Source organism: Bradyrhizobium sp. USDA 223 (assembly GCF_044909005.1).
Lineage (GTDB): Bacteria > Pseudomonadota > Alphaproteobacteria > Rhizobiales > Xanthobacteraceae > Bradyrhizobium > Bradyrhizobium yuanmingense.
In genome coordinates, this window is sequence record NZ_JBIYDR010000001.1 from 6,683,700 (window position 1) to 6,706,802 (window position 23,103).

Here is a 23,103-nt window from a genome sequence, read left to right on the forward strand (position 1 = left end):
TCTTGTCCGGCGGGGTTACATCTCCGTCATGGTTAGCGGATGGAGGAAATCCCCCGTATGAACCCGGGCGTCGGCACGGTGTTAGGGTAAAGTTCCTCCGAAGGATGGAGATGGTGATGGCAGAACGGCTCTCGGCGGAGGCGCGCAGGCAGGCGTTGGGCGGATTGTCCGGCTGGACTGACGTCCAAGGCCGCGACGCCATCGGGAAAACCTTTGTCTTCAAGGATTTCAACGAGGCGTTCGGCTTCATGACCCGCGCCGCGCTGGTCGCCGAGAAGATGGATCACCACCCCGAATGGCGCAACGTCTACAAGACGGTGGAGGTGGTGCTGTCGACCCACGACGCCGGCGGCGTCACCGCGCGCGACATGGCGCTCGCCAAGGCGATGAACGCCATCGCAGGCTGACACCAAGCAGACGCCTTGCAGGGACCGGCTGCATCCCCATCTTGTGATCAGCCGGGATCGGGCGGTCCTCCGCCTCCCGCAGAACGGGGAGCATTTGAGCATGGCTGCCGAGCACAGCGTTGGCTTCGAGCCGGCCGATCGGCTCGCGGAAGATCGCGAGAGCGTGCGCCGCCGCTTCTGGCGCAAGCTGAAGCGGGTCGCTGCGCATCTGCCGTTCGCGGAGGATCTGCTTGCCGCCTATTACTGCGCGTTCGACCGGCAGACGCCGCGTCACGTCCAGGCTTCGCTGCTCGGTGCAATCGCCTATTTCGTCCTGCCGTTCGATTTCGTCGCGGACGTGATGCCCATGCTCGGCTTCGCCGATGACGCTGCCGTGCTCGCCACCGCCATCCGCATGGTTGCCAGCCACATCACGAACGAGCACCGCGAGGCCGCCCGCGCCGCGCTGAAGCGTGGGGTGGAGGAGGCGGACGGCAAAGCAGAAGTCGCGTAGCCGACGCGACTTCAACCACCTGCATCAGCTCACGGATGCAAGATCACCTTGCCCATCGCCTGCCGTCCCGCCAGCACCTTCAACGCATCCGCCGTCTGAGCCAGCGGGAAGGTGCGGTCGACATGCGATGAGATCTTGCCTTCCGCGGTCCACTTCACCAGCTTCTCGAGATTGGCGCGGTTCTTGGCCGGGTTGAGCCGGGTCCAGGCGCCCCAGAACACGCCGCGGATGTCGCAACCCTTCAGCAGCGCGAGGTTCAGCGGCATCTTCGGAATGTCGCCGGCGGCAAAGCCGATGACGAGGAAGCGGCCTTCCCATGCGATCGAGCGCAGCGCCTGTTCGGCGTAAGCACCACCAACGGGATCGAAGATGATGTCGACGCCCTTGCCGCCGGTGAGCTTGCGCAGGCCTTCCTTCAGATCTTCCTTGGCGTAGTTCAGCGTCAGCTCGGCGCCGTGCGCCTTGGCGAATTCGAGCTTCTCGTCCGACGAGGCGCAGGCGATCACCTTCAATCCCATCAGCTTGCCGAGCTCGCAGGCCGCAAGGCCGGTGCCGCCGGCTGCGCCCAGCACAGCGAGCGTCTCGCCCGGCTTGGGGCTGGCGCGATCTTCCAGCGCATGCAGCGCGGTGCCGTAGATGATGATGATGCCGGCCGCGCGGTCGTAGTCGAGATTGTCGGGGATCTTCACGATCGAGCTCGCCGGCAGCGCGATCTTCTCGCGTGCGCCGTTGTGGCCGCATGAGGCGACGACGCGATCACCGACCTTGAGATCCGTGACGCCAGCGCCGATGCTCTCGATCACGCCCGCAACTTCCGCGGCCGGCGAGAACGGGAAGGGCGGCTTGATCTGGTACTTGCCTTGGATCATCAGGATGTCGAAAAAATTCAGCGCCGCCGCCTTGATCGCGATCACGGCTTCGCCGGGCCCCGCCACCGGATCCGGCACCTCAGTCAGGACGAGGTCGTCGGGCTGGCAATATTGCGAGCAGAGGATGGCTTTCATGGCGGCACCTTGAGGGCGTTTCGGGTGGAATTATAGTTTGGCCGTTTCTGCCGGATTTAGGCAGTGGCGACAATCCGGATTCTTTGTCTGGGGTCAGCGACGGCCTATCCTCCGTCATTGCGAGCCACCGGGTCCGCGCGAAGCGCGGCCCGATGACAGGCTCAGCGAAGCAATCCAGAGTCCGTCCTGCGGAAATAGTCTGGATTGCTTCGCTGAGCCTGTCATCGGGCCGCGCTTCGCGCGGACCCGGTGGCTCGCAATGGCGAAATCCGCGGAGAAAGGATTCAAACGATGTTTGAAACAGGCCTGCTCAAGAACAAGCGCATCCTCATTACCGGTGGTGGTTCGGGTCTCGGCGCTGCAATGGGGCGTCGCTTCCTCGCGCTCGGCGCCGAGCTCGTGATCTGCGGCCGCAAGCTCGAGCGGCTCGAGGCGACGGCGCGCGAGATGCGCGACGAGACCGGCGGCACGGTCACGACCATCGCCTGCGACATCCGCGACGGTGCGGCGGTCGACGGCATGATGGATACGATCTGGCGCGAGGCGCCGCTCGACATCCTCGTCAACAATGCCGCTGCCACCTTCATCGCACAGAGCGAGCATCTCTCCTTCCGCGCCGCGGACGCGATCCTGGCGCCGACACTGCATGGCGCGATGTATTGCACGCTCGCCGCCGGCAGGCGCTGGATCGAGGCCAAGCATGGCGGTGTCGTGCTGTCGATCCTCTCGACCTCCACCATCACCGGCCGCGCCTTCACCGTTCCCTCGGCGATGGCGAAATCCGCACTGCTGGCGATGACCAGGAGTCTTGCGGTGGAATGGGGCCCGAAGGGCATCCGGACCGTCGCGATCGCGCCGGGCCCGTTTCCGACCGCAGGGGCCACCGGGCAGCTCCGTCCCGAAGGCCGTGACGAAGGCTGGACCGCGCGCAATCCGCTTGGACGTACCGGCGAGCACGGCGAGCTCGCCGATCTCGCCAGCTTCCTGGTCTCGGATCGCGCCGCCTACATCAATGGCGAGATGGTGGTGATCGACGGCGGCGCGCATCTGCGCAGTTCCGGCGCCGAGGATTTGCTCGGCTGGACCGAGGCGCAATGGGCCGCGCAACGCACCGCCCGATCCAGGGCCTAGCCGCCGCCGATACCGCTAACTGCCTTCCCAAATTGAACTTTCCCGGCTATCCCTGCCCGGGGACAAAGCGCGCTCGGGCCATCTTCCAGTCACAATATTGAGGGAACCAACGCGGCATGTGGCGGGTGCTGATTTTAGCTTTGATGACTGGCGTGGCGGCCGGGGGAATCACCGTGTCTGCGCGGGCGCAGACGGCGCAACCGGCGCCCAAGTCCAGTCCAGCTCCAAAAGAGGCGGCACCGAAGCCGGCGGCGCCGCCGGCCAACACCAACGCAAAGGCGGCCCCGAAGCCCGAGAGCAAGCCGGCGGCCCCGGCTGCGGCCGTTGCGGGGGGCGCGGAGCCGACCCTGATCGGGCAGTTCGGCACCTGGGGTGCCTATTCGGCGACGCCGAACGGCAAGAAGGTCTGCTTCGCGCTGGCCAAGCCGTCATCGTCGAAGACCAACCCGCCGAACCGGCCGCGCGATCCCGCTTATGCCTTCGTCTCGACCCGGCCGGCGGAGAAGGTCAACAACGAAGTTTCGGTCATGATCGGCTATGCGCTGAAGCCGGGCTCGGAATCGACCGCCGAGGTCGGCGGCGCCTCCTTCGCCATGTACACGCAGGGCCGACGGGCTCTGGATCAAGAACGCGGCCGAGGAGGAGCGGATGGTCGAAGCCATGCGCAAATCCGCCGATCTCGTCGTCAAGGGCGTCTCGGCCAAGGGTACCGAGACGACCGACACCTTCTCGCTGAAGGGCCTCGCCCAGGCGCTCGACAAGATCGCGCAGGATTGCCGGCGTTAAGGTCGCAATCGGTGGTTCCGGTTGCTATATAGGTGTATTCCAAAGGTGCAGCCGTCATGGCCGGGCTTGTCCCGGCCATCCACGCGCTGGCAACGGGCGAGAAAGAACGTGGATGCCCGGGACAAGCCCGGGCATGACGAGAGATATCAGGCAACCGATGCAACCGACGACCGAGCCGCACAACGGCCTCCTGGTGGAGAAGACCCCGCTCGAAACCTATGTGCCGCCGGCCAAGCCGTCGCTGATAGGCCTGTCGCGCACCGAGCTTGCCGATCGCCTCGGCGAGATCGGCGTCGCACCGGCCCAGCGCAAGATGCGCGTGCAGCAGCTGTGGCACTGGCTCTATTTCCGCGGCGCCCGGAGCTTCGACGAGATGACCTCGATCTCGAAGGGCATCCGCGCCGAGCTCGCCCAACATTTCACTGTGGACCGGCCCGAGGTCGTGGCCGAGCAGATCTCCAACGACGGTACCCGCAAATGGCTGTTGCGGCTGCCGAGCGGCGACAATGTTCAGAAGGCGCATGAAGTCGAGTGCGTCTACATCCCCGAGACCGACCGCGGCACGCTCTGCGTCTCCTCGCAGGTCGGCTGCACGCTGAATTGCGCCTTCTGCCACACCGGCACACAGCGCCTGGTGCGCAACCTCACTGCCGGCGAGATCGTCGGCCAGGTCATGGTCGCGCGCGATCGGCTCAACGACTGGGCCGACCGTGAGGACGGCACGCGCCGCGTCACCAACATCGTGATGATGGGCATGGGCGAGCCGCTCTACAATTTCGACGCGGTGCGCGATGCGCTTCTGATCGTCGGCGACAACGAAGGCATCGGCATCTCCCGCCGCCGCATCACGCTGTCGACCTCGGGCGTGGTGCCGAACATCGTGCGCGCCGGCGAGGAGATCGGCGTCATGCTCGCGATCTCGCTGCATGCGGTGCGCGACGAGCTGCGCAACGAGCTGGTGCCGCTCAACCGCAAATATCCGATCAAGGAGCTGCTGCAGGCCTGCCGCGACTATCCCGGCGCCTCCAACGCGCGCCGCATCACCTTCGAATATGTGATGCTCAAGGGCGTCAACGATTCGCTCGACGATGCCAAGCTGCTGGTGAAGATGCTCAAGGGCATTCCGGCCAAGATCAACCTGATCCCATTCAATCCCTGGCCCGGCACCGCCTATGAATGCTCGGACTGGGACCAGATCGAAAAGTTCTCCGAATACATCTTCAACGCCGGCTATTCCTCGCCGGTGCGCACCCCGCGCGGCCGCGACATCCTCGCCGCCTGCGGCCAGCTCAAGTCGGAGACGGAAAAGCTCTCGGCGCGCGAGCGCCAGGCGCTGCGCGCCATGGCGATGACGGATTAGTGTGTCATGCCCGTGCTCTCGCCTCCTCGTCGTTGCGAGGAGCGTAGCGACGAAGCAATCCAGACTGTCTCCGCGGACGTATGTCTGGATTGCTTCGCTGAGCCTGTCATCGGGCCGCGCTTCGCGCGGACCCGGTGGCTCGCAATGACGACAATCGGGACTTCTTCGTCATGTCCCTGATCGGCCGCCTCGTTGTCATCTTCATCGGCTTCCTCGCCGCCTGCTTTGTCGGCGGCATGATCGTCGTCGTCGCGCTGCTGTTTCCGGAGTTCGCCGATCTCGGCGCCGGTCCGGTCGATCAGGGCACGATCGACATCCTGCTCGGCTTCGGCTTCATCTTCGTGTCCGGCTTTGCCCTGGTGCCGGCAGCGGTGATCGTCGCGATCACCGAAGCGCTCTACATCCGTAGCGCGCTCGCCTACGCCGTCGGCGGCGGCCTCGTCGGGCTCGCCTGCTATCTCGGCCTCGTCCCGTTCCATTCCGACACGTTGCAGTTCGAAGGCATCGTACGGCGTCACCTGGAGATCATGACCGGCGCGGGCATCGTTGCCGGCTTCGTCTATTGGCTGATCGCCGGCCGCAACGCCGGCGCCTGGCGGATCCCGCCGCCCCCGCGCAAACCACCGCCGCCATTGCCATCGAATTCAAGGCCGGATGCGCGGTGAGTTTCTTATCCTCCCCCTCCAGGGGAGCATGGATACCTCCCTTGGGGTTTTCATCTCCATCCCACTCCGCTAAACCGCGCGCCATGAACCGTACCGGACTCTTCATTGCCCTGGCGCTGTGGCTCGTGATCGGCGTCGTCTTCGGCCTCTATCCCGAGCTCGACCTCAAGCTCGCATCGCTGTTCTTCGATCCCGCCACCAAGACGTTCCCGCTCAAGCTGAACGGGTGGGCCGGCTTTGCGCGCGATGCGGCGATGTGGATCGCCTGGGCCTTCGTGCTGCCGTCAATCGCGGCGCTTGTTGTGAAGATGATCCGGCCGGACCGGCCGCTAATCGTGCGGGGACGCACGATCATCTTCTTGCTGGTGACCATGATCATGTCGGCCGGCATCCTCACGAACCTGACCTTCAAGACCTATTGGGGCCGGCCGCGGCCGGTGGTGGTGACGGAATTTGCCGGCGACCAGCAATTCGTGCCGTGGTGGGATCCCCGCGGCGGCTGCGCGCGCAACTGCTCGTTCTTCTCGGGCGAGGGCGCGACCGCCTTCTGGACGCTTGCGCCCGCGGCGCTAGCCCCGCCGTCGTGGCGGCCGCTCGCCTATGCCGGCGCCGTCATCTTCGGCACGCTCACCAGCGCCCTGCGCATGGCCTTCGGCGGGCACTTCTTCACGGACGTGTCGATCGCCGGCCTCGTCACCTTCGTCGTGATCTGGTTCGCCTACGCGCTGATCTATCGCTGGCCGCGGACGCGGTTCTCGGACGAAGCGGTGGATGCCGCCCTGACCCGGCTGAACATGCCCGCTTACCGGCTCCGGCAGCGCCTGTTCGGCCGCAAGACCGGCCCCGAGCCCTCGGTTTGAGCCATTAAAGGGGTGCCGAGCCCCGCGAAATTTGATATTCGCGCGGTCGAACGCACCCGTCACATCAGCTTGAGACCCGATTGGAAGCCCCATGACCACGATCCTGAAAAGCCTGCCCAAGGGTGAGAAAGTCGGCATCGCTTTTTCGGGCGGCCTCGACACCTCTGCGGCGCTGCTCTGGATGAAGCAGAAGGGCGCGCGCTGCTACGCCTACACCGCCAATCTCGGCCAGCCGGATGAAGCCGACTACAACGAGATCCCGCGCAAGGCGCTGGAGTTCGGCGCCGAGAACGCGCGGCTCGTCGATTGCCGCACGCAGCTGGTCCACGAGGGCATTGCCGCGATCCAGTCGGGCGCCTTCCATATCTCGACCGGCGGCATCACCTATTTCAACACCACGCCGCTCGGGCGCGCCGTCACCGGCACGATGCTGGTCGCAGCGATGAAGGAAGACGGTGTCAACATCTGGGGCGACGGCTCGACCTTCAAGGGCAACGACATCGAGCGCTTCTACCGCTACGGCCTGCTCACCAATCCCGGCCTGAAGATCTATAAGCCCTGGCTCGACCAGCAGTTCATCGACGAGCTCGGCGGCCGCGCCGAGATGTCTGCGTTCATGACCGCGCAAGGCTTTGCCTACAAGATGAGCGCGGAGAAGGCGTATTCGACCGACAGCAATCTGCTCGGCGCCACGCACGAGGCGAAGGATCTCGAGAGCCTCGACAGCGGTATCAAGATCGTCAACCCGATCATGGGCGTGCCGTTCTGGCGCGAGGACTGCAATGTCAAGGCCGAGAAGGTCGTGGTGCGCTTCGAGGAAGGACAGCCGACCGCGCTCAACGGCCAGACCTTCTCCGATCCCGTCGCGCTGTTCCTCGAAGCCAACGCGATCGGTGGCCGTCACGGCCTCGGCATGAGCGATCAGATCGAGAACCGCATCATCGAGGCCAAGAGCCGCGGCATCTATGAAGCGCCCGGCATGGCGCTGCTGCACATCGCCTATGAGCGCCTCGTCACCGGCATCCACAACGAGGACACGATCGAGCAGTACCGCATCAGCGGCATGCGTCTGGGTCGTCTGCTCTATCAGGGCCGCTGGTTCGATTCGCAGGCGTTGATGCTGCGCGAGACCGCGCAGCGCTGGGTCGCCCGCGCCGTCACCGGCGAAGTGACGCTCGAGCTGCGCCGCGGCAACGATTATTCGATCCTCAACACCGAGAGTCCCAACCTCACCTATGCGCCGGAGCGGCTGAGCATGGAGAAGGTCGAGGACGCGGCCTTCACGCCGGCCGACCGCATCGGCCAGCTCACCATGCGCAACCTCGACATCGCCGACACCCGCACCAAGCTCGGTCTCTATTCGAAGACCGGCCTGCTCTCGGGCAGCGAAGGTTCGCAGATCTTCCGGCTCGAGAGCGACAAGGGCTGAGGCTTTCCGTAGCCGGATGGAGCGAAGCGAAGTCCGGGCTGCGAGCTTAATGACGCTGTCATTCTCGACCGCTACGCTTCCACTTCTGTTGGAAACGGGATTGCGGAGCATCGCACATGGTCAGGGGATCGGCACTCGCCTCTCTCATTGTTCTCTGTTGGGCATCATCATCGTCGGCGCAGACGATCTATCCGATCGATCGCGCCGAGATCCTGGCGGGAGCCAAGTTCGACTTCAAGGTCGAGCTCCCCGGGCTGGTCGATCCCGCCAAGTTGAAGGTGACGGTGAACGGCGCGGATTATGCGGCCGCGTTCGGCCGCTCCGGAACCTTCATCGAGCGCGAGGACGGCAAGGAGCAGTCGTCCCTGGTCCTGCGCGACGTCACGTTGACCAAGCCGGGCAGCGTTGCCGTGGAGGTGAGCGACGGCACGCGCCAGCGCAGCGTCACATGGACGGTTTACGACACCGGCCCGCGCAAGGCGAAGAACGTCATCCTGTTCATCGGCGACGGCATGTCGCCGGCGCATCGGGTCGCCGCGCGGATTCTGTCCAAGGGCATCTCGGAAGGCAAGAGCCGCGGCAAGCTCGCCATCGACGACATGCCCCATATGGCGCTGGTGGCAACCGCCGGCTCGGACTCGATCATCACGGATTCCGCGAACTCGGCGAGCGCCTATGCGACCGGGCACAAGAGCGCCGTCAATGCCCTTGGCGTCTATGCCGACCGCAGCGCGAGCCCGCTCGACGATCCCAAGGTCGAAACCATCACCAGCCTTGCCAAAAGGCGGCTCGGCATGGCGATCGGTGTGGTCACCAATACCGAGATCGAAGACGCGACGCCGGCGGCGATGGTCGCGCACACCCGCCGGCGCGCCGCCTACGACGACATCGTCGAGCAGTTCTTCGCGGCAAAGCCGGATGTGATGATGGGCGGCGGCAGCGCGAATTTTCTGCCGAAGTCGGCTGCCGGCTCCAAGCGCAAGGACGAGACCGACTACATCGCGAAGTTTCGCGATGCCGGCTATCAGGTGGCGACCACCGCGGGCGAGCTCAGCGCCTCTGCCGCCAAGCAAGAGACGAGCAAGCTGCTCGGCCTGTTCGCCACCGGCAACATGGACGGCGCGCTCGACCGCAAATTCCTCAAGGGCGGCGGCGTCAAGAAATTTCCCGAGCAGCCTGATCTGACCGAACAGGTGCAGGCGGCGTTGAAAATCCTCTCGAAGAACGAAGCCGGCTTCTTCCTGATGGTCGAATCCGGAATGATCGACAAATACGCGCATTTGCTCGACATGGAGCGTGCCGTCTACGACACGATCATGCTCGACAACGCGGTGCGTCAGACGCGCGAATGGGCGCGCGCACGCGGCGACGACACCCTCATCCTGGTGCTGGCCGATCACAATCATCCCAACAGCCTGGTCGGCACGGTGAACGACGACATGGGCACGACGCCCAACGTGCCCCTGCGCGAGCGCGTCGGGGTCTATGATCAGGCCGGATTTCCCAACTATCCCGCGCCGGATGCGGAAGGTTATCCGTCACGCGTCGACGTGAGCCGCCGGCTTGCCATCTTCTCGGCGAGCCTGCCCGATCATTATGAGACGTTCCGCCCGAAGCTCGACAATCCCAACGAGCCGACCGTCAAGGCCGGCGACGACGGCACCTTCAAGGCCAACGAGAAATACAAGGAGGTCCCGGGCGCGGTGCTGCGCCCCGGCAATCTGTCGTCGCTGGTCGGCGCCAGCGTGCATTCGGGCGAGGACGTCATTGTCACGGCGACGGGCCCGGGGAGCGAGCGCGTGCACGGCTCGATGGACAATACCGAAGTGTTCCGTGTCATGGCCGAGGCGCTGGGATTGGCTGCGCGAGAATGATGGGGGCGACTGCCAACCTGGGCGCAATTATTCCTGCCGCAGGCGAGCGCGGCAGGACGGGCCGCCCTGGTCCGCTCACGTTCTATCAATTCACGACGCGTGAGGCGGCGTGAAGACCAGCTTCACGCAGCTGCGGAAGAGCATGATCTGCCGCTCCAGCCGCTTCGGGTCGTTTAGCGTCTTCGACATGATGATTGCGCCGTCGACCACGCACGAGATCATCTCCGCGAGATCGTCGAGGTCGATCGGCTCGCGGGGCGGATAGACCGCGGCGATGCCGTCGAGAATCTCGCGGAAGTGCGCATTCCAGCTCCGGACCGATTGCGCGGTCAGATCGCGAACGTCGCGGTCGAACAAGCGCTCCTGGTAGCAGATGCTGGCGATCAGGCAGCCGGGATGGCCGTTCGGCAGATCGGCCATGACTTCGGCGAGTAGTTTCAGCGAGATCAGGAACGACTGCAGCGGGTCGTCGGAGAGCTCACGTCCGCGCCTGAAGATCTCGTCGAACAGGCGGTCATTCGTATCCACGTAGCGACGCAGCATCTCCCGTGCGAGCGCGTTCTTATCCCTGAAGTGATAGAAGAACCCGCTCTTGGTCAGTCCGGCCTCGGCAATGACCTCCTCGATCGAGGTGGCGCCGAAGCCCTTTGCGAGCACCGCCGCTTCCGCGATCTCGAGAATGCGCTCGCGCGTCGCTTCGCCCTTTCCCATCGATGTCTCCAGAACTGTACCGACGGTGCAGAAATTGGCCCTTGGGGCCAAGGCCCACTCCGCGTGACTCCTGCAAATCATTGATTTGTCTCCGCTTGCGGGTGGAAGTTCAGCCGCACCATGGGGCTTCTAGAGCGACGCGACATTATGCGGCACCAAATGCCGCGACCGAACACGGGCGTAGCGCGACCGAGTGAAGAGTGCGGCCCGTCCAAATCATGGAGCGATCAATGGCCAGATACAGACATGGTCTGCCGCAGCGCGGCGGCGGCATTTTCCTGACCGATGGCGGCATGGAAACAACTCTCATCTTTCAGCACGGGCTGGAGCTGCCCCACTTTGCGGCATTCGTGCTGCTCGACAGCGCGGATGGCCGTGCGCATTTGAGGCAGTACTACGAAGCCTACCTGCGTATCGCGCGGCAGCATGGGCTCGGCTTTGTCCTCGACAGTCCGACCTGGCGCGCCAACCCTGATTGGGGCGCCAAGCTCGGCTATGATGCGGCCAGGCTTAAGGCCATTAACATGCGCGCCATCCGCTTCCTCGACGAATTGCGCGGCGCTTGGGAGTCCCCCGCCACGCCTTGCGTCATCAATGGCGCGATCGGTCCGCGAGGCGACGGCTACAAGGCCGGCAACATGGACGCGGCGGAGGCGGAATCCTACCACTCAGGCCAGATCGCGGCCTTCGCCGAGGCGGGCGCCGACATGGTGACTGCATTCACGCTGAACAGCATCAACGAAGCCGTGGGCGTAGTCCGAGCAGCCAAGAGGCAGGACATTCCGGTCGCGATCTCTTTCACGGTCGAAACCGATGGCCGCCTCGTCCGGGGAGAGTCGCTGCGCGAGGCGATCGAGGCTGTCGACGACGCAACTGAACGTGCCTGCGAATACTTCCTGATCAATTGCGCGCACCCAACTCACTTCGAGAGTGCACTCGCCGCAGGCGAGGCGTGGGTTCAGCGCATCCACGGCATCAGAGCCAATGCATCGGTCAAGAGCCACGCCGAGCTCGACGAATCGGAGGCGCTGGACAGTGGCGATCCCCAAGATCTCGGCCGCCGCTACCGTTTGCTCAGGCGCGCATTCCCCGGCATGCGCATTCTCGGCGGCTGTTGCGGCACCGATCACCGGCATGTTGCCGCCGTTTGCGAGGCATGTCTGCCGTCGGAAGCGATGACGGCGTGACAAGAAAAATGGCCGGGATCGCTCCCGGCCATTGTCTTCTTGCGAAGGTCTTACTGGCGCGGCGGAGGCGCCGCATTGGCCTGGCCGCCATTGAGCAACGGCGTGATGCGGCGGACGGTGACGCGCCGGTTGATCAGGCTCGAGCCTTGCGTCTGCTCCTTCAGATACTGCTCGCCATAGCCCTGCGACGTCAGGTTCTCCGCGGGCACACTGAATTGCTGCGTCAGCAATTCGGCTGCGGCCTGCGCGCGGCGATCCGACAGCGACAGATTGTCGACCTCGTTGCCGACCGCATCGGTGTGGCCCTCGATCAGGAACACCTCCTGCGGATTGGCCTGGATCGCCTGGTTGATGCCTTCTGCGATCACCTGGAGCCGCGCCGCCTGATCCGGCGGAATGGTCCACGATCCCGTCTCGAAGGTGATCGTGTTGACGTCGATGCTCGGCATCTGCATGCGAACATTCGGGCTGTAGCGGATCTCGTCGAGCGAGTAGCGCCGATCGATCCGCTGCACCGGAGGAGCCCGCATCGTTTCGTAGATCACCTGCGGCGGCGCTTCCTGGGCGTCGACGATGTAGCGATCATAGGGAATGCTGACCACCGGCGGCGGCACGTCGACGTAGAAGCCGCCGACCGCCCGCGGATCGCGGTAGGTGTTGTCGATGATCACGATCTCGCGTCCGCGCGGGTCCCTGCGGATACGACGCAGCAGCGAGCCGTCTGGGCCGACCACGGTGATCACCTCGCTGCCGTCGGGACGGATCACGACGGTGCGGGTTTCGCCGCCGACGGTGTCGGTGCGGATGTCGCGGGCGCCGTAGCGGAAGCGATAGAGATCGTTGCCGCGGACATAGGCCTGCCCGCCCGGATCGCGGATGATGATGCGGTCCGGCTCGGTATAGACGGTGCGGCCGCCTTCGACGACCTCGCGCCGCTGGCTATGAATATCGGCGATGGTGGCGCCGATCACGGCACCGGCCACCACGCCCGCGCCGATCGCAAGCGGCGTCAGGTCACGCTGCTGCGGACGCGGCGGCGGCGGCAAGGGCGTCGCGACTGTCGGCGCGGCGCGGAAAGCCGGCGCGACCGTCGGCGGTCTGTATTGTGCCCGGTCGGGCGGCGGCGCTGCGGCGGGCGTGCCGGGCACCACGGTCGGAGCCGCGGCGCCGGCGGGAGGTGCCGGCGGCCGGGCGGGCGCACCAGCCTGCGGCGGCGCAGCCGGAGTCCCGGCGGCGGGCGCGCCGGCCGGAGGCGTTCCACCCTGCTGCCCGGGGGCTGGCGTCGCTGTCGGGGCCGGGGTTGCGCCGGGCGCGGGCGTTGCCGACCCCGGACGTCCGGGCGGCGGCGGGGGCGGCGGCGTGCTGCCGGGCGCGGGCGTTGCCGTTGGAGCGGGCGTAGCGCCGGGTGCGGGTGATCCCGCCGGGGGCGGCGGCGCGCCAGGACGTACGCCGGGCGGAGGTGCGCCGGGGCGACCAGCCGGCGGTGCGCCGGGCGTGCTGCCGGGAGCCGGCGTTGCGGTTGGCGCAGGTGGCGTCGTCGGTGTTGGTGTCGCCGTTGGAGCCGGCGTGACTGCCGGCGCAGGCGCGCCGGGGCGCGCCGGGGGCGCGACTGTCGGAGCAGGCGGTGTTGCCGTGGGCGCAGGCGCGGGAGTCGGCCGGGCCGGCGGAGCCGCTGCGGGAGGGGGCGGCGGGGGCGGCGTCGGGCGAGCCCCAGGCGGCGGTGTGGTGGGGGCCTGCTGCTGCGGCGCCGCCGCAGGGGGCGGTGCGGGCGGCGTGGGAGCCGGGCGTGCGGCAGGCGGGGGCGGCGGCGGGGCAGCGGGACGCGCAGCCGGAGGCGGCGGTGTTGGGGCTTGCTGCTGCGGGGCCGCGGCCGGGGGCGGCGAAGGCTGCTTCGGAGCAGCAGGCGGCGGCGAGGGCGGCGGAGGCGCCGGACGGGCTGCAGGGGGAGGCGGCGGCGGAGGTGCCGGGCGGGCCGCAGGGGGAGGCGGAGGTGGTGGCGGCGCTGCCGGGCGCGGCGGTGCTGCGGCCGGCGGAGGAGCTGCAGGCGGCTGGGGCGGTGCAGCCGCCGGCGGCGGAGCCGCGGGGCGTGCGGGTGCTGCAGGCGGCGCCGCGCCTGGCGGTCCCTTCGGCGGCTGCTTCGGTCTTCCGTCAGGGCCCGCGTCCTGCGGCTGGGCCTGAGCGACGACGAACGGCGCAGCGTCTTGCGCATGCGATGCGGTGTTGGCCAATTGCATCGCGGTCAAAGCCGTCGTCGCAAGCAGCACGAAACGAAGGTTGGTCATGTGGTGAACTTCCCCGGAAGGTTCTTTGTCGAAGTGTCGGGATGAACGGCTAAGCGTTAGGCCGCATTGTGGCGGGCGATGCAACTGCGACCCGATTTATTTCTGCACGCAAATCATCTCACTATGGCAACGTTCATTGCGCATTCAGGCGCTGGTGGCAATCGCCTGACATTGCTTCGCCGCTTCACGCGTGATCGCGCGGCGGAATCGCATCCGTCGCAGGATTGGGCGTGAGCGGCCCGTTCGGTCCGCGCGATGGGATCTCCTCAGGCATGCGGCCCGGCAATTCGTCGGGCCGCGGCGGCGAGCCGGGCTCGCGCACCGGCGGCGTGATTTCGGGCTGCGGATTGCCGGGCGGGATTCCGGGCGGCGGCTCAGTTGGCGTACCGGGCGTCGACGGCGGAATCTCGGGCGGTTCAATCGGCATCGGCATCATCGGGATCGTTGTCCAGAGAACAACAACGAAGGTGCAGCACCGATGTTCCGCGTCACATCGCTTCGAAGACCGGATTATTCCGGCGTGTGGCAGACCGCTTCGATATTGTGGCCGTCGGGGTCGAGCACGAAGGCGCCGTAATAGTTCGCGTGATAATGCGGGCGGATGCCGGGCGGGCCGTTGTCGCGGCCGCCGGCCGCCATCGCCGTCTTGTAGAATGCATCGACTGTGGCGCGGTCCTTGGCGTGGATGGCGACGTGCACCGGCTTGTTCATCGCGCCTTCGCCCCCGATCCAGAAATCGGGCTTGCCGTCGGCTCCGAAGCCTGCAGCCGCAGCGTGTCCGGTCTGCTCGGCAGTGACCTCCATGATCAGGCTGTAGCCGAGCGGCGCCAGTGCCTTCGCATAGAACGCCTTGGCGCGCTCATAGTCGGAGACGGAGAAACCCAGATGATCGATCATCGCAACCTCCCTTGTTCGTACCCGTCAGCGGGACAGAAACGTATTGCTTCGTGTCTTGGCGTGCGATCGTAAAGCCGCGCCCGACCATGTCGGCAATACAATCCTGCTGCCATTCGTTTTGTGACAGATGCTCGATCACCACCGCACGTGGCCAGAGCGATTGCGGCGCGTCGCGGAAGAAGCCGATCAGCACGCGGTCCTCAAAGCCCTCGACGTCGATCTTCAGCGAATCGACTTGGCCGACGCCGGCCTCCTCCAGAATGCGCACCAGGCGCAGCGACGGCACCTTGATGGCCTCGGCACTGGCCGTGCCGGTGACGACGTGGGTAGCGCCGAGGTTGCCGCCGCCGCTCTCGATGATCAGCTCGCCGTCGCTGTCGCCCGCGGCGGCCTGCACCAGGCGCACCTGCGGCGTCTTCGATGCGGCGTGGTTGAACGAGAGCCGTCCGAAGGTCAGCGGATGCGGCTCGATCGCCACCACTTGTCCGGATGGCCCGATCTGATGCGCCATCACCAGTGCGAAAGTGCCGACATTGGCGCCGACATCGACGAACGTGCCGCCCGCCGGGGTGTGCTGGCGCAGGAAGTCGAGCTCGTCGAGATTGTAGTCGGGATTGAACAGCGCGCCGCGCTCGGTCGCGCTGCCCTGGTGATGGAAGCGGAACGAGGCGCCCTGATATTGCACGTCGACCGGGCCGCTGCGCAGCAGATTGACCAGCCGCGACATCCACGGCCGGAACGCGCCGCGCTTCAGCCCCGACCGCTGAGCGAGGCGGATGATCGCAGCCTGCGCCGCATTGGGCGCGAACGCACCGAACGGCGCGGGCGAAGGGGCATTGTCGGACGTCAAGCAGCAGATCCTCGTTGCAGGCGGCGCATGCATAGCGGGTTTTAACGAGGACTCCAACGCTCGATCACAGTCCGGTAGCCCGGATGGAGCGCAGCGTAATCCGGGATTCTTGCCGCGCGGATAGACCTTCCCGGATTGCGCTACGCTCCATCCCGGCTACGGATCACGCCGCCTTCTTTGGCGCCTTGCGCTGCCGCAAGAACCGCCCGAGAGCAGCCGGCGCCGGCCCTTGCGCGGAATCAGGTCGATATCGCTGACGAGCTTGGCGCCGCCCTTGCGCCGCTCCAGCACGATCTTGCGGCTGTGGAAAGCCTCCAGCTCGGCGCGATGCGCGACGCTGACGATGGTCGCCTTCGGCAGCGCCTCGGTGATCATCTGCATCATCTTGTCCTGGCTCTTCTCGTCGAGAGCCGAGGTCGCCTCATCGAGCACGACGATGTCGGGGTTGTGCAGGAGCAGCCGCGCAAAGGCGAGGCGCTGCTTCTCGCCGCCCGACAAGGTCTGGTCCCACGGTGCCTCCTCCTCGATCTTCTCCTTGAGATGATCGAGGCCGACCTTGTGCAGGGCTGCGCTGATCTCGTCCAAAGTCCAGTGGTCGGCCGCGCCGGGATAGGCGACCGCTCGCCGCAAGGAGCCGGAGGGCACATAGGGCCGCTGCGGCAGCATGAACAGCCGGCGATCGGCATGGAAATTCACGCTGCCGCCGCCCCACGGCCACAGCCCGGCGATGGCGCGCACCAGCGTGCTCTTGCCGGTGCCGGATTCGCCGGCGACCAGCAGCCGTTCGCCAGGCTCGATCACCACCTCGGTCTCGCCGACCACGGCGGTGCCGTCGTCGAGCGTGACCGAGAGATCCTTCAGCTCCAGCATGGCCTCGTTGCTGGTCTCGCCGCGCTTGATGCGGCCGAGGCCGTCGCCCTGCTCGGCGCGCTCGAGGCCGTCGAGCGACATCATCAGCGAGGCGATGCGCCGCGCACAGGCGTTCCAGTCGGCGAGCCGCGGATAATTGTCGACCAGCCAGCCGAACGCGCTCTGCACGATGGTGAAGGCGGACGCGGCCTGCATCACCTGGCCCAGCGTCATGCTGCCGTCGAGGAATTTTGGCGCGCAGAGCAGAAGCGGCACGACCGGCGCAACGAGGCTCGATCCTTGCGACACCAGCGTGGTGCGCATGTGCTGGCCGGCAAGGCGCGCCCATTGCCGCAGCACGCTCGTGAAGTTGCGATCGATGCCGTCGCGCTCCTCCTCCTCGCCGCCGAGCAGGGCGATGCTCTCGCCGTTCTCGCGCACGCGCGTCAGGGTGTAGCGGAACTCGGCTTCGGCCTGGTTCTTGCCCTCGGAGACCTGCACGAAGCGCCGGCCGATCACCACGATCGATCCGGATGCGATCGCGGCGTACAGCATCGCGGCGATCACCAGGAAGCCCGGAATGGTCACGGACGAACCGCCGATCGTGACTGTAAGTGCCCCGCCGATGGTCCAGAGCACGACGATGAAGGTCGCGGCCGACAGCAGCGCCGACGTCACGCCGGCAAGAAAGTCGACGGGGGAATCGGTCGCAATCCGCAGATCCTCCGCGATCCGATATTCGGGATTCTTGTGATCGCCGCCGACGAGGTTGAGCTGGTAATAGCGCCCGTTCTTGAGCCACCGTGTCAGCACGCTCGCCGTCAGCCAGGCGCGCCAGCGTCGCTGGATGCCCATGCGCGCGAACACCTGCACGACTGCGAGCACGATGCTGCCGATCGCGAGCGGGAAGAACATTGCGGTGAGATGGAAGACGCTCGCTGCATCGCGCTTCTCGATGGCATCGAAGATCGCGCGATTCCAGACGTTGATGCCGTATTGGAAGCCGACGGTCAGCACGATCAGCAGGCCGAGACCAACCGAGAACGGCCAGGCGAGGCGGTCGCCGTTGCGGCCCCAGAAGCCGCGGGCGCTGATCCAGAACCGCGTCAGCAGATAATCCTTGCGGACCTGCTCGGCTTCCTCGGGTGACAATTCGGGGTCGGGTTCGACCAGCTCGGGCGGCGGCGGTGTCACCTCGTCGCCGTTCTCGCCCTGGATATCGATGATGGGCGGCTTCTTGCCCTTTTCACGCGTCGCGGCCGGCTTGTACATGAACGGACAACGCCAAGGGAACTCGGCCGGTTCCCGCGAGGTTCCGGAGCCCCTATTCGGCGGCGCCGTCCCTGACGTGCCGGATCCGCGCCGCCCGATGCAGAACGCGCGACAATTCCTCGATCGAATAAGGCTTTTGCACGAGGTCGCAGCCGCCGGTACCCTCCTGCGACAGGGCCTGGCTGTAGCCGGTGGTCAGCACGACCGGAACGCTGAGGCCGCGCTCGCGGATCGCCTGCGCCAGATCGAGCCCGGTCATCCCGGGCATCACCACGTCCGAGAACACGACATCGAAGCGGTCGGCGTCCACGACGAGCTCGGCGAGCGCGTCGGCCGCGTTGTCGACCAGCGTGATGCTGTAGCCGAGCTCGGTGAGGCCATCGGCGGCGAAATTGGCCAGTTCGATATTGTCCTCGACCACCAGCACCGACATGCCGCTGCCGGCCACCGCCGGCGCCGTGTTGGGGGCCTGGCGCTGCGGCAGCAGGCCCGGCGGCACGCGCGGCAGATAGAGCGAGAAGGTGCTGCCGTGCCCCACCTCGCTCGTCACGGTCACCTCGCCGCCGGACTGCCGGGCGAAGCCGAACACCTGGGACAGGCCGAGACCGGTGCCGCGGCCGACCTGCTTGGTGGTGAAGAACGGCTCGAAGATGCGCCCGAGCCGCGCGGCGGGAATGCCGACGCCGGTATCGCTGACGGTGACGCGGACGAAGCCGTGGTCCGGGCTGGCCGAAAGCTGCACCAGCGCGTCCGGAACGGTCGTCGTGGCCTCGACCTTGAAAACGATTCGTCCTTGGCCCTGCATGGCATCGCGCGCATTGGTCGCCATGTTGATCAGCGCCGTCTCGAACTGGCTGGCATCGGCATTGACGAGGCACGGCTCCGCCGGCAGCTGCATGACGATCTCGATCGCGGGGCCCAGCAGCGTGGCGAGCATGTCGTGCAGCGACTGCACCCGTGTGCCGACGTCGAACACCTCCGGCTTGAGGGTCTGGCGCCGCGCAAAGGCGAGCAGTTGCGAAGTCAGCTTGGCCGCACGCGCCACCGAATCGGCAATGGCCGTGATGTAGCGTTGTCGCCGCTCCTCCGTCAGCTGCTGACGGTTCAAGAGATCGACCGAAGCGCGGATCACCGTCAGGAGGTTGTTGAAGTCGTGCGCGACGCCGCCGGTGAGCTGGCCGAGCGCTTCCAAGCGCTGGCTGTGCTTGAGCGCCTCCTCGGCCTCGCGCCGCTTTGCAGCTTCGGTCTGAAGGTGCTGGGTGCGCCGCAGAGCGAGCGCCAGCAGCAGAAACAGCAGCGCGGTGGCGGGAATGCCGAACACCAGATGCTGGCCGATGGTGGCGAGCCAGCGTGCGCGGATCGCAGAGGTCTCCAACCCGGCGCTGACATAGATCGGATATTCGGCGACGCGCCGATAGGCGATGCGCCGCTCGATACCGTCCGAGGGCCAGGCGACCGTGATGAGGCCGTGCACGGGCTGGGTCGCGATCTTCTGGCCCACCGGTCCGGTCGGATCGAGCCGAAGCTCGTGGTCGAGCCGGGGAAAATGCGCGAGCATTGCGCCGTCGGTGCGCCCCATCGCGAAGAAGCTGCCGGGATCGGTGCCGATCCTGGCATAGAAGCTTTCGAAATATTCCGGCAGCACGGAGGCCTGGATCACGCCGATGAAGCGGCCGTCGTCGGAGTCGCGGCGGCGGCTGACTCCGAAGAATCGGGCGCCCTGATAGGGCGGTCGTGGCGTCAGGGCCGTGCCGATGAACGTGCCGATGCTCTGGTCGACATGGGAATAGAAGTAATCGCGGTCGGCAAAACTCAGGTCCGGCGGCGGCGAGACGAGACTGTTGACCAGCGCCTTTCCTTTCGCGTCGAAGATCCAGGCCGATTTGAGCTGCGGCAGCGAATCGGTCAGCCGCTTCAGCCGGCGATGCAGCGTCGGCTCCCGGTCGCGGATGATGCCGTCGGGCAGGCCACGCACGACCTCGTTGAGCTCGGCGATGCTGCGGTCGATGGTCTCGAAGACCTTGAGCGCGTGCTCATGTGCGACATCGACCGTGCGCTCGATCTCGCGGTCGGCGGTATCCTTGGTCGATGTGTAGGAGATCGCGGCGGCGATTGCGAACAGCCCAATCGGCAGCGCCAGGGATGCCGCCATCATCCACTGTAACAGCCTCAGCGAGTTGCGTTGCGCCCTCTGCACAGTCGCTCCGTCCCTGACGGGAGCTTAACTGAATCCCGCGCAAGGAAGGAAGCAGCTTGTGCTGGAACCGTTGGTTGCGAGCCGGAAATTTGCGCGTCGAGCGGGTCAGAGAAAAATTCTGCTCGAATTGACGGCAAATGCAGAACACCCCGGCCGGTTTGGCCGGGGCGGAAGGGGGACTTCGCCTCAGATCTGGCGTTCGACCATCTTGAGCTTGAGCTCGGCGATGGCTTCGGCCGGGTTGAGGCCCTTCGGGCAGGCCTTGGCGCAGTTCATGATGGTGTGGCAGCGATAGAGCCGGAACGGGTCCTCGAGATTGTCGAGCCGCTCGCCGGTGGCCTCGTCGCGCGAATCCGAGACCCAGCGGTTAGCCTGGAGCAGCGCGGCGGGGCCGAGATAGCGCTCGCTGTTCCACCAATAGCTCGGGCAGGAGGTCGAGCAGCAGGCGCAGAGGATGCACTCGTAGAGGCCGTCGAGCTTCTCGCGGTCCTCATGGCTCTGGCGCCATTCCTTCTGCGGCGTCGGCGAGGTCGTCTTCAGCCAGGGCTCGACCGAGGCGTATTGCGCGTAGAAATTGGTGAGGTCGGGGACGAGGTCCTTGACCACCGGCTGGTGCGGCAGCGGGTTGATCTTCACCGCGCCGTCCTTCACGTCGTGCATCGACTTGGTGCAGGCCAGCGTGTTCTGGCCGTCGATGTTCATCGCGCAGGAGCCGCAGACGCCTTCACGGCAGGAGCGGCGGAAGGTCAGCGACGGGTCGATGTGGTTCTTGATCCAGATCAGGCCGTCCAGCACCATCGGGCCGCAATCATTGGTGTCGATGTAATAGGTATCGACGCTTGGATTCTTGCCGTCGTCCGGATTCCAGCGATAGACCTTGAACTCGCGGAGCTCGGTCGCGCCCGGGGGCTTCGGCCAGGTCTTGCCGCCAGTGATCTTGGAGTTCTTCGGAAGTGCGAATTCAACCATTCGATTAAGGCCTTCGCTGTTCGATCAATACACGCGCGACGCTTAGTAAACGCGAGCTTTGGGCGGGATGTACTGCACGTCGTTGGTCATGGTGTAGTTGTGAACCGGGCGATACTCGATCCTGACCTTGCCGGCATCGTCAAGCCAGGCCAGCGTGTGCTTCATCCAGTTCTTGTCGTCCCGCTCGGAGAAGTCCTCGCGGGCATGGGCGCCGCGGCTCTCGGTGCGGTTGGCGGCCGAGTTCATCGTCACCACCGCCTGCGAGATCAGATTGTCGAATTCCAGCGTCTCGACGAGGTCCGAATTCCACACCAGCGAGCGGTCGGAGACGGCGATGTCGGTGATGCCGCTGTGGACCTTCGCGATCAGGTTCTGGCCTTCGCTCAGCACTTCGCCGGTGCGGAACACCGCGCAATTGTTCTGCATCACGTGCTGCATGCCTTCGCGCAGCTTCGCGGTCGGCGTGCCGCCTGAGGCGTAGCGGTAATGGTCGAGGCGACCGAGCGCCATCTCGGCCGAGTTCGTCGGCAGCTCGGGCTGCTTGGCGTTGGGTGTGAGCTTTTCGGCCAGGCGCAACGCGGCGGCGCGGCCGAATACGACGAGGTCGATCAGCGAGTTGGAGCCGAGGCGGTTGGCACCGTGCACGGAGACGCAGGCCGCTTCGCCGATCGCCATCAGGCCGGGGATCACCGCGTTGTCGTCGCCGTCCTTCTTGGTCAGCACCTCGCCGTGATAGTTCGTGGGGATGCCGCCCATGTTGTAATGCACGGTCGGCACGATCGGGATCGGCTCGCGCGTCACGTCGACATTGGCGAAGATCTTGGCCGATTCCGAGATGCCCGGCAGACGCTCGGCGAGCACGGCGGGATCGAGATGGTCGAGATGCAGGAAGATGTGGTCCTTCTTCTTGCCGACGCCGCGTCCCTCGCGGATCTCGATGGTCATCGCGCGCGAGACCACGTCGCGCGAAGCGAGGTCCTTGGCCGACGGCGCATAGCGCTCCATGAAGCGCTCGCCTTCGGCGTTGACGAGATAGCCGCCTTCGCCGCGGGCGCCCTCGGTGACGAGGCAGCCCGAGCCGTAGATGCCGGTCGGGTGGAACTGCACGAACTCCATGTCCTGCATCGGCAGGCCGGCGCGCAGCACCATGCCGCCGCCATCGCCGGTGCAGGTGTGCGCCGAGGTGCAGGAGGCGTAGGCGCGGCCATAGCCGCCGGTCGCCAGGATCGTGGTCTGGGCGCGGAAGCGATGCAGCGTGCCGTCGTCGAGCTTGAGCGCGATGACGCCGCGGCAGGTGCCCTGGTCGTCCATGATCAGGTCGATGGCGAAGAACTCGATGAAGAACTCGGCCGCGTGGCGCAGCGACTGGCCGTACATCGTGTGCAGCATGGCGTGGCCGGTGCGGTCGGCCGCGGCGCAGGTGCGCTGCGCCTGGGCCTTGCCGAACTCGGTGGTCATGCCGCCGAACGGACGCTGGTAGATCTTTCCGTCCTCGGTGCGCGAGAACGGCACGCCCCAATGCTCGAGCTCGTAGACCGCGTCGGGCGCGTTGCGCACCATGTATTCGATCGCGTCCTGGTCCCCGAGCCAGTCCGACCCCTTCACGGTGTCGTACATGTGCCAGCGCCAGTCGTCCTTGTGCATGTTGCCGAGCGAAGCGGAGATGCCGCCCTGCGCCGCGACCGTGTGCGAACGGGTCGGAAAGACCTTGGTGATGCAGGCCGTGCGGAGGCCCGCTTCGCTGCAGCCGACGACAGCGCGCAGGCCGGCGCCGCCGGCGCCGACCACGACGACGTCATAGGTGTGGTCTTCGATCGGATAGGCTTTTCCGTTGGTGGCGGGAGCGCCGTTGCCCTTGCCATTGGTCTCAGCGGCCATGG

General features: G+C 66.2%; 17 protein-coding genes and 3 pseudogenes. 10 read left to right on the forward strand and 10 right to left on the reverse strand.

Translation table 11 applies throughout. The features are described from left to right. Positions 1–116 precede the first annotated feature (116 nt). Together ABIA40_RS31170 and ABIA40_RS31175 are read left to right on the forward strand one after the other, a co-directional pair. Positions 117–407 carry a 4a-hydroxytetrahydrobiopterin dehydratase gene (locus tag ABIA40_RS31170; protein ID WP_036002826.1) on the forward strand — a complete coding sequence of 97 codons (291 nt, stop codon included), beginning with the start codon at positions 117–119 and terminating at the stop codon, positions 405–407. 100 nt (positions 408–507) lie between these two features. After that, positions 508–900 (forward strand): YkvA family protein, encoded by a 393-nt coding sequence (locus tag ABIA40_RS31175; RefSeq protein WP_157285090.1) that lies wholly within the window; start codon positions 508–510, stop codon positions 898–900. A gap of 29 nt (positions 901–929) precedes the next feature. On the opposite strand, the gene ABIA40_RS31180 is transcribed toward ABIA40_RS31175, so the two are convergent. Then, positions 930–1,904 (reverse strand): NADPH:quinone oxidoreductase family protein, encoded by a 975-nt coding sequence (locus tag ABIA40_RS31180; RefSeq protein WP_404545062.1) that lies wholly within the window; start codon positions 1,902–1,904, stop codon positions 930–932. A gap of 291 nt (positions 1,905–2,195) precedes the next feature. On the opposite strand from ABIA40_RS31180, the gene ABIA40_RS31185 reads away from it, so the two are divergent. From ABIA40_RS31185 to ABIA40_RS31215, 7 genes and pseudogenes are all read left to right on the forward strand, one after another. Next, the gene (locus ABIA40_RS31185; protein ID WP_404545064.1) at positions 2,196–3,035 is read left to right on the forward strand and encodes an SDR family oxidoreductase; all 840 of its coding nucleotides are present in this window, start codon (positions 2,196–2,198) and stop codon (positions 3,033–3,035) included. Positions 3,036–3,151: 116 nt separating this feature from the next. Then, a pseudogene (locus ABIA40_RS31190) lies at positions 3,152–3,821 on the forward strand (invasion associated locus B family protein). 157 nt (positions 3,822–3,978) lie between these two features. Next, positions 3,979–5,181, forward strand: a complete 1,203-nt coding sequence (gene rlmN, locus ABIA40_RS31195) for a 23S rRNA (adenine(2503)-C(2))-methyltransferase RlmN (RefSeq protein ID WP_404545066.1) — start codon at positions 3,979–3,981, stop codon at positions 5,179–5,181. Between the two features lie 170 nt (positions 5,182–5,351). After that, positions 5,352–5,846: a hypothetical protein gene (locus ABIA40_RS31200; RefSeq protein ID WP_271543106.1), complete on the forward strand. Its 495-nt coding sequence runs from the start codon at positions 5,352–5,354 to the stop codon at positions 5,844–5,846. Between the two features lie 83 nt (positions 5,847–5,929). Next, positions 5,930–6,706: a phosphatase PAP2 family protein gene (locus ABIA40_RS31205; RefSeq protein WP_404545068.1), complete on the forward strand. Its 777-nt coding sequence runs from the start codon at positions 5,930–5,932 to the stop codon at positions 6,704–6,706. 91 nt (positions 6,707–6,797) lie between these two features. Next, a complete protein-coding gene (argG, locus tag ABIA40_RS31210) occupies positions 6,798–8,135 on the forward strand; it encodes an argininosuccinate synthase (RefSeq protein ID WP_404545070.1) in 1,338 nt (445 codons plus the stop codon). 116 nt (positions 8,136–8,251) lie between these two features. Next, a complete protein-coding gene (locus tag ABIA40_RS31215) occupies positions 8,252–10,009 on the forward strand; it encodes an alkaline phosphatase (RefSeq protein WP_404545072.1) in 1,758 nt (585 codons plus the stop codon). Positions 10,010–10,099: 90 nt separating this feature from the next. On the opposite strand, the gene ABIA40_RS31220 is transcribed toward ABIA40_RS31215, so the two are convergent. Then, on the reverse strand, positions 10,100–10,720 hold the full coding sequence (locus tag ABIA40_RS31220; RefSeq protein WP_157285081.1) for a TetR/AcrR family transcriptional regulator: 621 nt from the start codon (positions 10,718–10,720) through the stop codon (positions 10,100–10,102). A 230-nt stretch (positions 10,721–10,950) separates the two neighbouring features. Between ABIA40_RS31220 and ABIA40_RS31225 the strand changes: the two genes are divergently transcribed. After that, complete coding sequence (locus ABIA40_RS31225; RefSeq protein ID WP_404545075.1) at positions 10,951–11,907, forward strand: homocysteine S-methyltransferase family protein; 957 nt, start codon at positions 10,951–10,953, stop codon at positions 11,905–11,907. A gap of 50 nt (positions 11,908–11,957) precedes the next feature. Here the strand turns inward: ABIA40_RS31225 and ABIA40_RS31230 are convergent, their stop codons facing one another. The 8 genes and pseudogenes from ABIA40_RS31230 to sdhA form a co-directional block, all read right to left on the reverse strand. Then, the gene (locus ABIA40_RS31230; protein WP_404545077.1) at positions 11,958–14,189 is read right to left on the reverse strand and encodes an OmpA family protein; all 2,232 of its coding nucleotides are present in this window, start codon (positions 14,187–14,189) and stop codon (positions 11,958–11,960) included. Between the two features lie 184 nt (positions 14,190–14,373). Beyond that, complete coding sequence (locus tag ABIA40_RS31235; protein WP_036002774.1) at positions 14,374–14,616, reverse strand: hypothetical protein; 243 nt, start codon at positions 14,614–14,616, stop codon at positions 14,374–14,376. A gap of 83 nt (positions 14,617–14,699) precedes the next feature. Further along, positions 14,700–15,086 (reverse strand): VOC family protein, encoded by a 387-nt coding sequence (locus ABIA40_RS31240; protein ID WP_157284938.1) that lies wholly within the window; start codon positions 15,084–15,086, stop codon positions 14,700–14,702. A gap of 24 nt (positions 15,087–15,110) precedes the next feature. Continuing rightward, a pseudogene (locus tag ABIA40_RS31245) lies at positions 15,111–15,936 on the reverse strand (FkbM family methyltransferase). Between the two features lie 163 nt (positions 15,937–16,099). Then, a pseudogene (locus ABIA40_RS31250) lies at positions 16,100–18,057 on the reverse strand (ABC transporter ATP-binding protein/permease). A gap of 52 nt (positions 18,058–18,109) precedes the next feature. Further along, the gene (locus tag ABIA40_RS31255) at positions 18,110–20,254 is read right to left on the reverse strand and encodes an ATP-binding protein (protein WP_404545078.1); all 2,145 of its coding nucleotides are present in this window, start codon (positions 20,252–20,254) and stop codon (positions 18,110–18,112) included. Between the two features lie 186 nt (positions 20,255–20,440). Further along, the gene (locus ABIA40_RS31260; protein ID WP_036002750.1) at positions 20,441–21,223 is read right to left on the reverse strand and encodes a succinate dehydrogenase iron-sulfur subunit; all 783 of its coding nucleotides are present in this window, start codon (positions 21,221–21,223) and stop codon (positions 20,441–20,443) included. A gap of 42 nt (positions 21,224–21,265) precedes the next feature. Continuing rightward, positions 21,266–23,101, reverse strand: a complete 1,836-nt coding sequence (gene sdhA / locus ABIA40_RS31265) for a succinate dehydrogenase flavoprotein subunit (protein WP_036002747.1) — start codon at positions 23,099–23,101, stop codon at positions 21,266–21,268. Between the last annotated feature and the right edge of the window lie 2 nt (positions 23,102–23,103).

Coding starts and splice junctions, on each gene's coding strand:
- ABIA40_RS31235 (WP_036002774.1), bottom strand. CDS start 14,616: ATGCCGATTGAACCGCCCGAGATTCCGCCGTCGACGCCCGGTACGCCA.
- ABIA40_RS31220 (WP_157285081.1), bottom strand. CDS start 10,720: ATGGGAAAGGGCGAAGCGACGCGCGAGCGCATTCTCGAGATCGCGGAA.
- argG (WP_404545070.1), top strand. CDS start 6,798: ATGACCACGATCCTGAAAAGCCTGCCCAAGGGTGAGAAAGTCGGCATC.
- ABIA40_RS31200 (WP_271543106.1), top strand. CDS start 5,352: ATGTCCCTGATCGGCCGCCTCGTTGTCATCTTCATCGGCTTCCTCGCC.
- rlmN (WP_404545066.1), top strand. CDS start 3,979: ATGCAACCGACGACCGAGCCGCACAACGGCCTCCTGGTGGAGAAGACC.
- ABIA40_RS31230 (WP_404545077.1), bottom strand. CDS start 14,189: ATGACCAACCTTCGTTTCGTGCTGCTTGCGACGACGGCTTTGACCGCG.
- ABIA40_RS31215 (WP_404545072.1), top strand. CDS start 8,252: ATGGTCAGGGGATCGGCACTCGCCTCTCTCATTGTTCTCTGTTGGGCA.
- sdhA (WP_036002747.1), bottom strand. CDS start 23,101: ATGGCCGCTGAGACCAATGGCAAGGGCAACGGCGCTCCCGCCACCAAC.
- ABIA40_RS31225 (WP_404545075.1), top strand. CDS start 10,951: ATGGCCAGATACAGACATGGTCTGCCGCAGCGCGGCGGCGGCATTTTC.
- ABIA40_RS31240 (WP_157284938.1), bottom strand. CDS start 15,086: ATGATCGATCATCTGGGTTTCTCCGTCTCCGACTATGAGCGCGCCAAG.
- ABIA40_RS31175 (WP_157285090.1), top strand. CDS start 508: ATGGCTGCCGAGCACAGCGTTGGCTTCGAGCCGGCCGATCGGCTCGCG.
- ABIA40_RS31260 (WP_036002750.1), bottom strand. CDS start 21,223: ATGGTTGAATTCGCACTTCCGAAGAACTCCAAGATCACTGGCGGCAAG.
- ABIA40_RS31180 (WP_404545062.1), bottom strand. CDS start 1,904: ATGAAAGCCATCCTCTGCTCGCAATATTGCCAGCCCGACGACCTCGTC.
- ABIA40_RS31170 (WP_036002826.1), top strand. CDS start 117: ATGGCAGAACGGCTCTCGGCGGAGGCGCGCAGGCAGGCGTTGGGCGGA.
- ABIA40_RS31185 (WP_404545064.1), top strand. CDS start 2,196: ATGTTTGAAACAGGCCTGCTCAAGAACAAGCGCATCCTCATTACCGGT.
- ABIA40_RS31205 (WP_404545068.1), top strand. CDS start 5,930: ATGAACCGTACCGGACTCTTCATTGCCCTGGCGCTGTGGCTCGTGATC.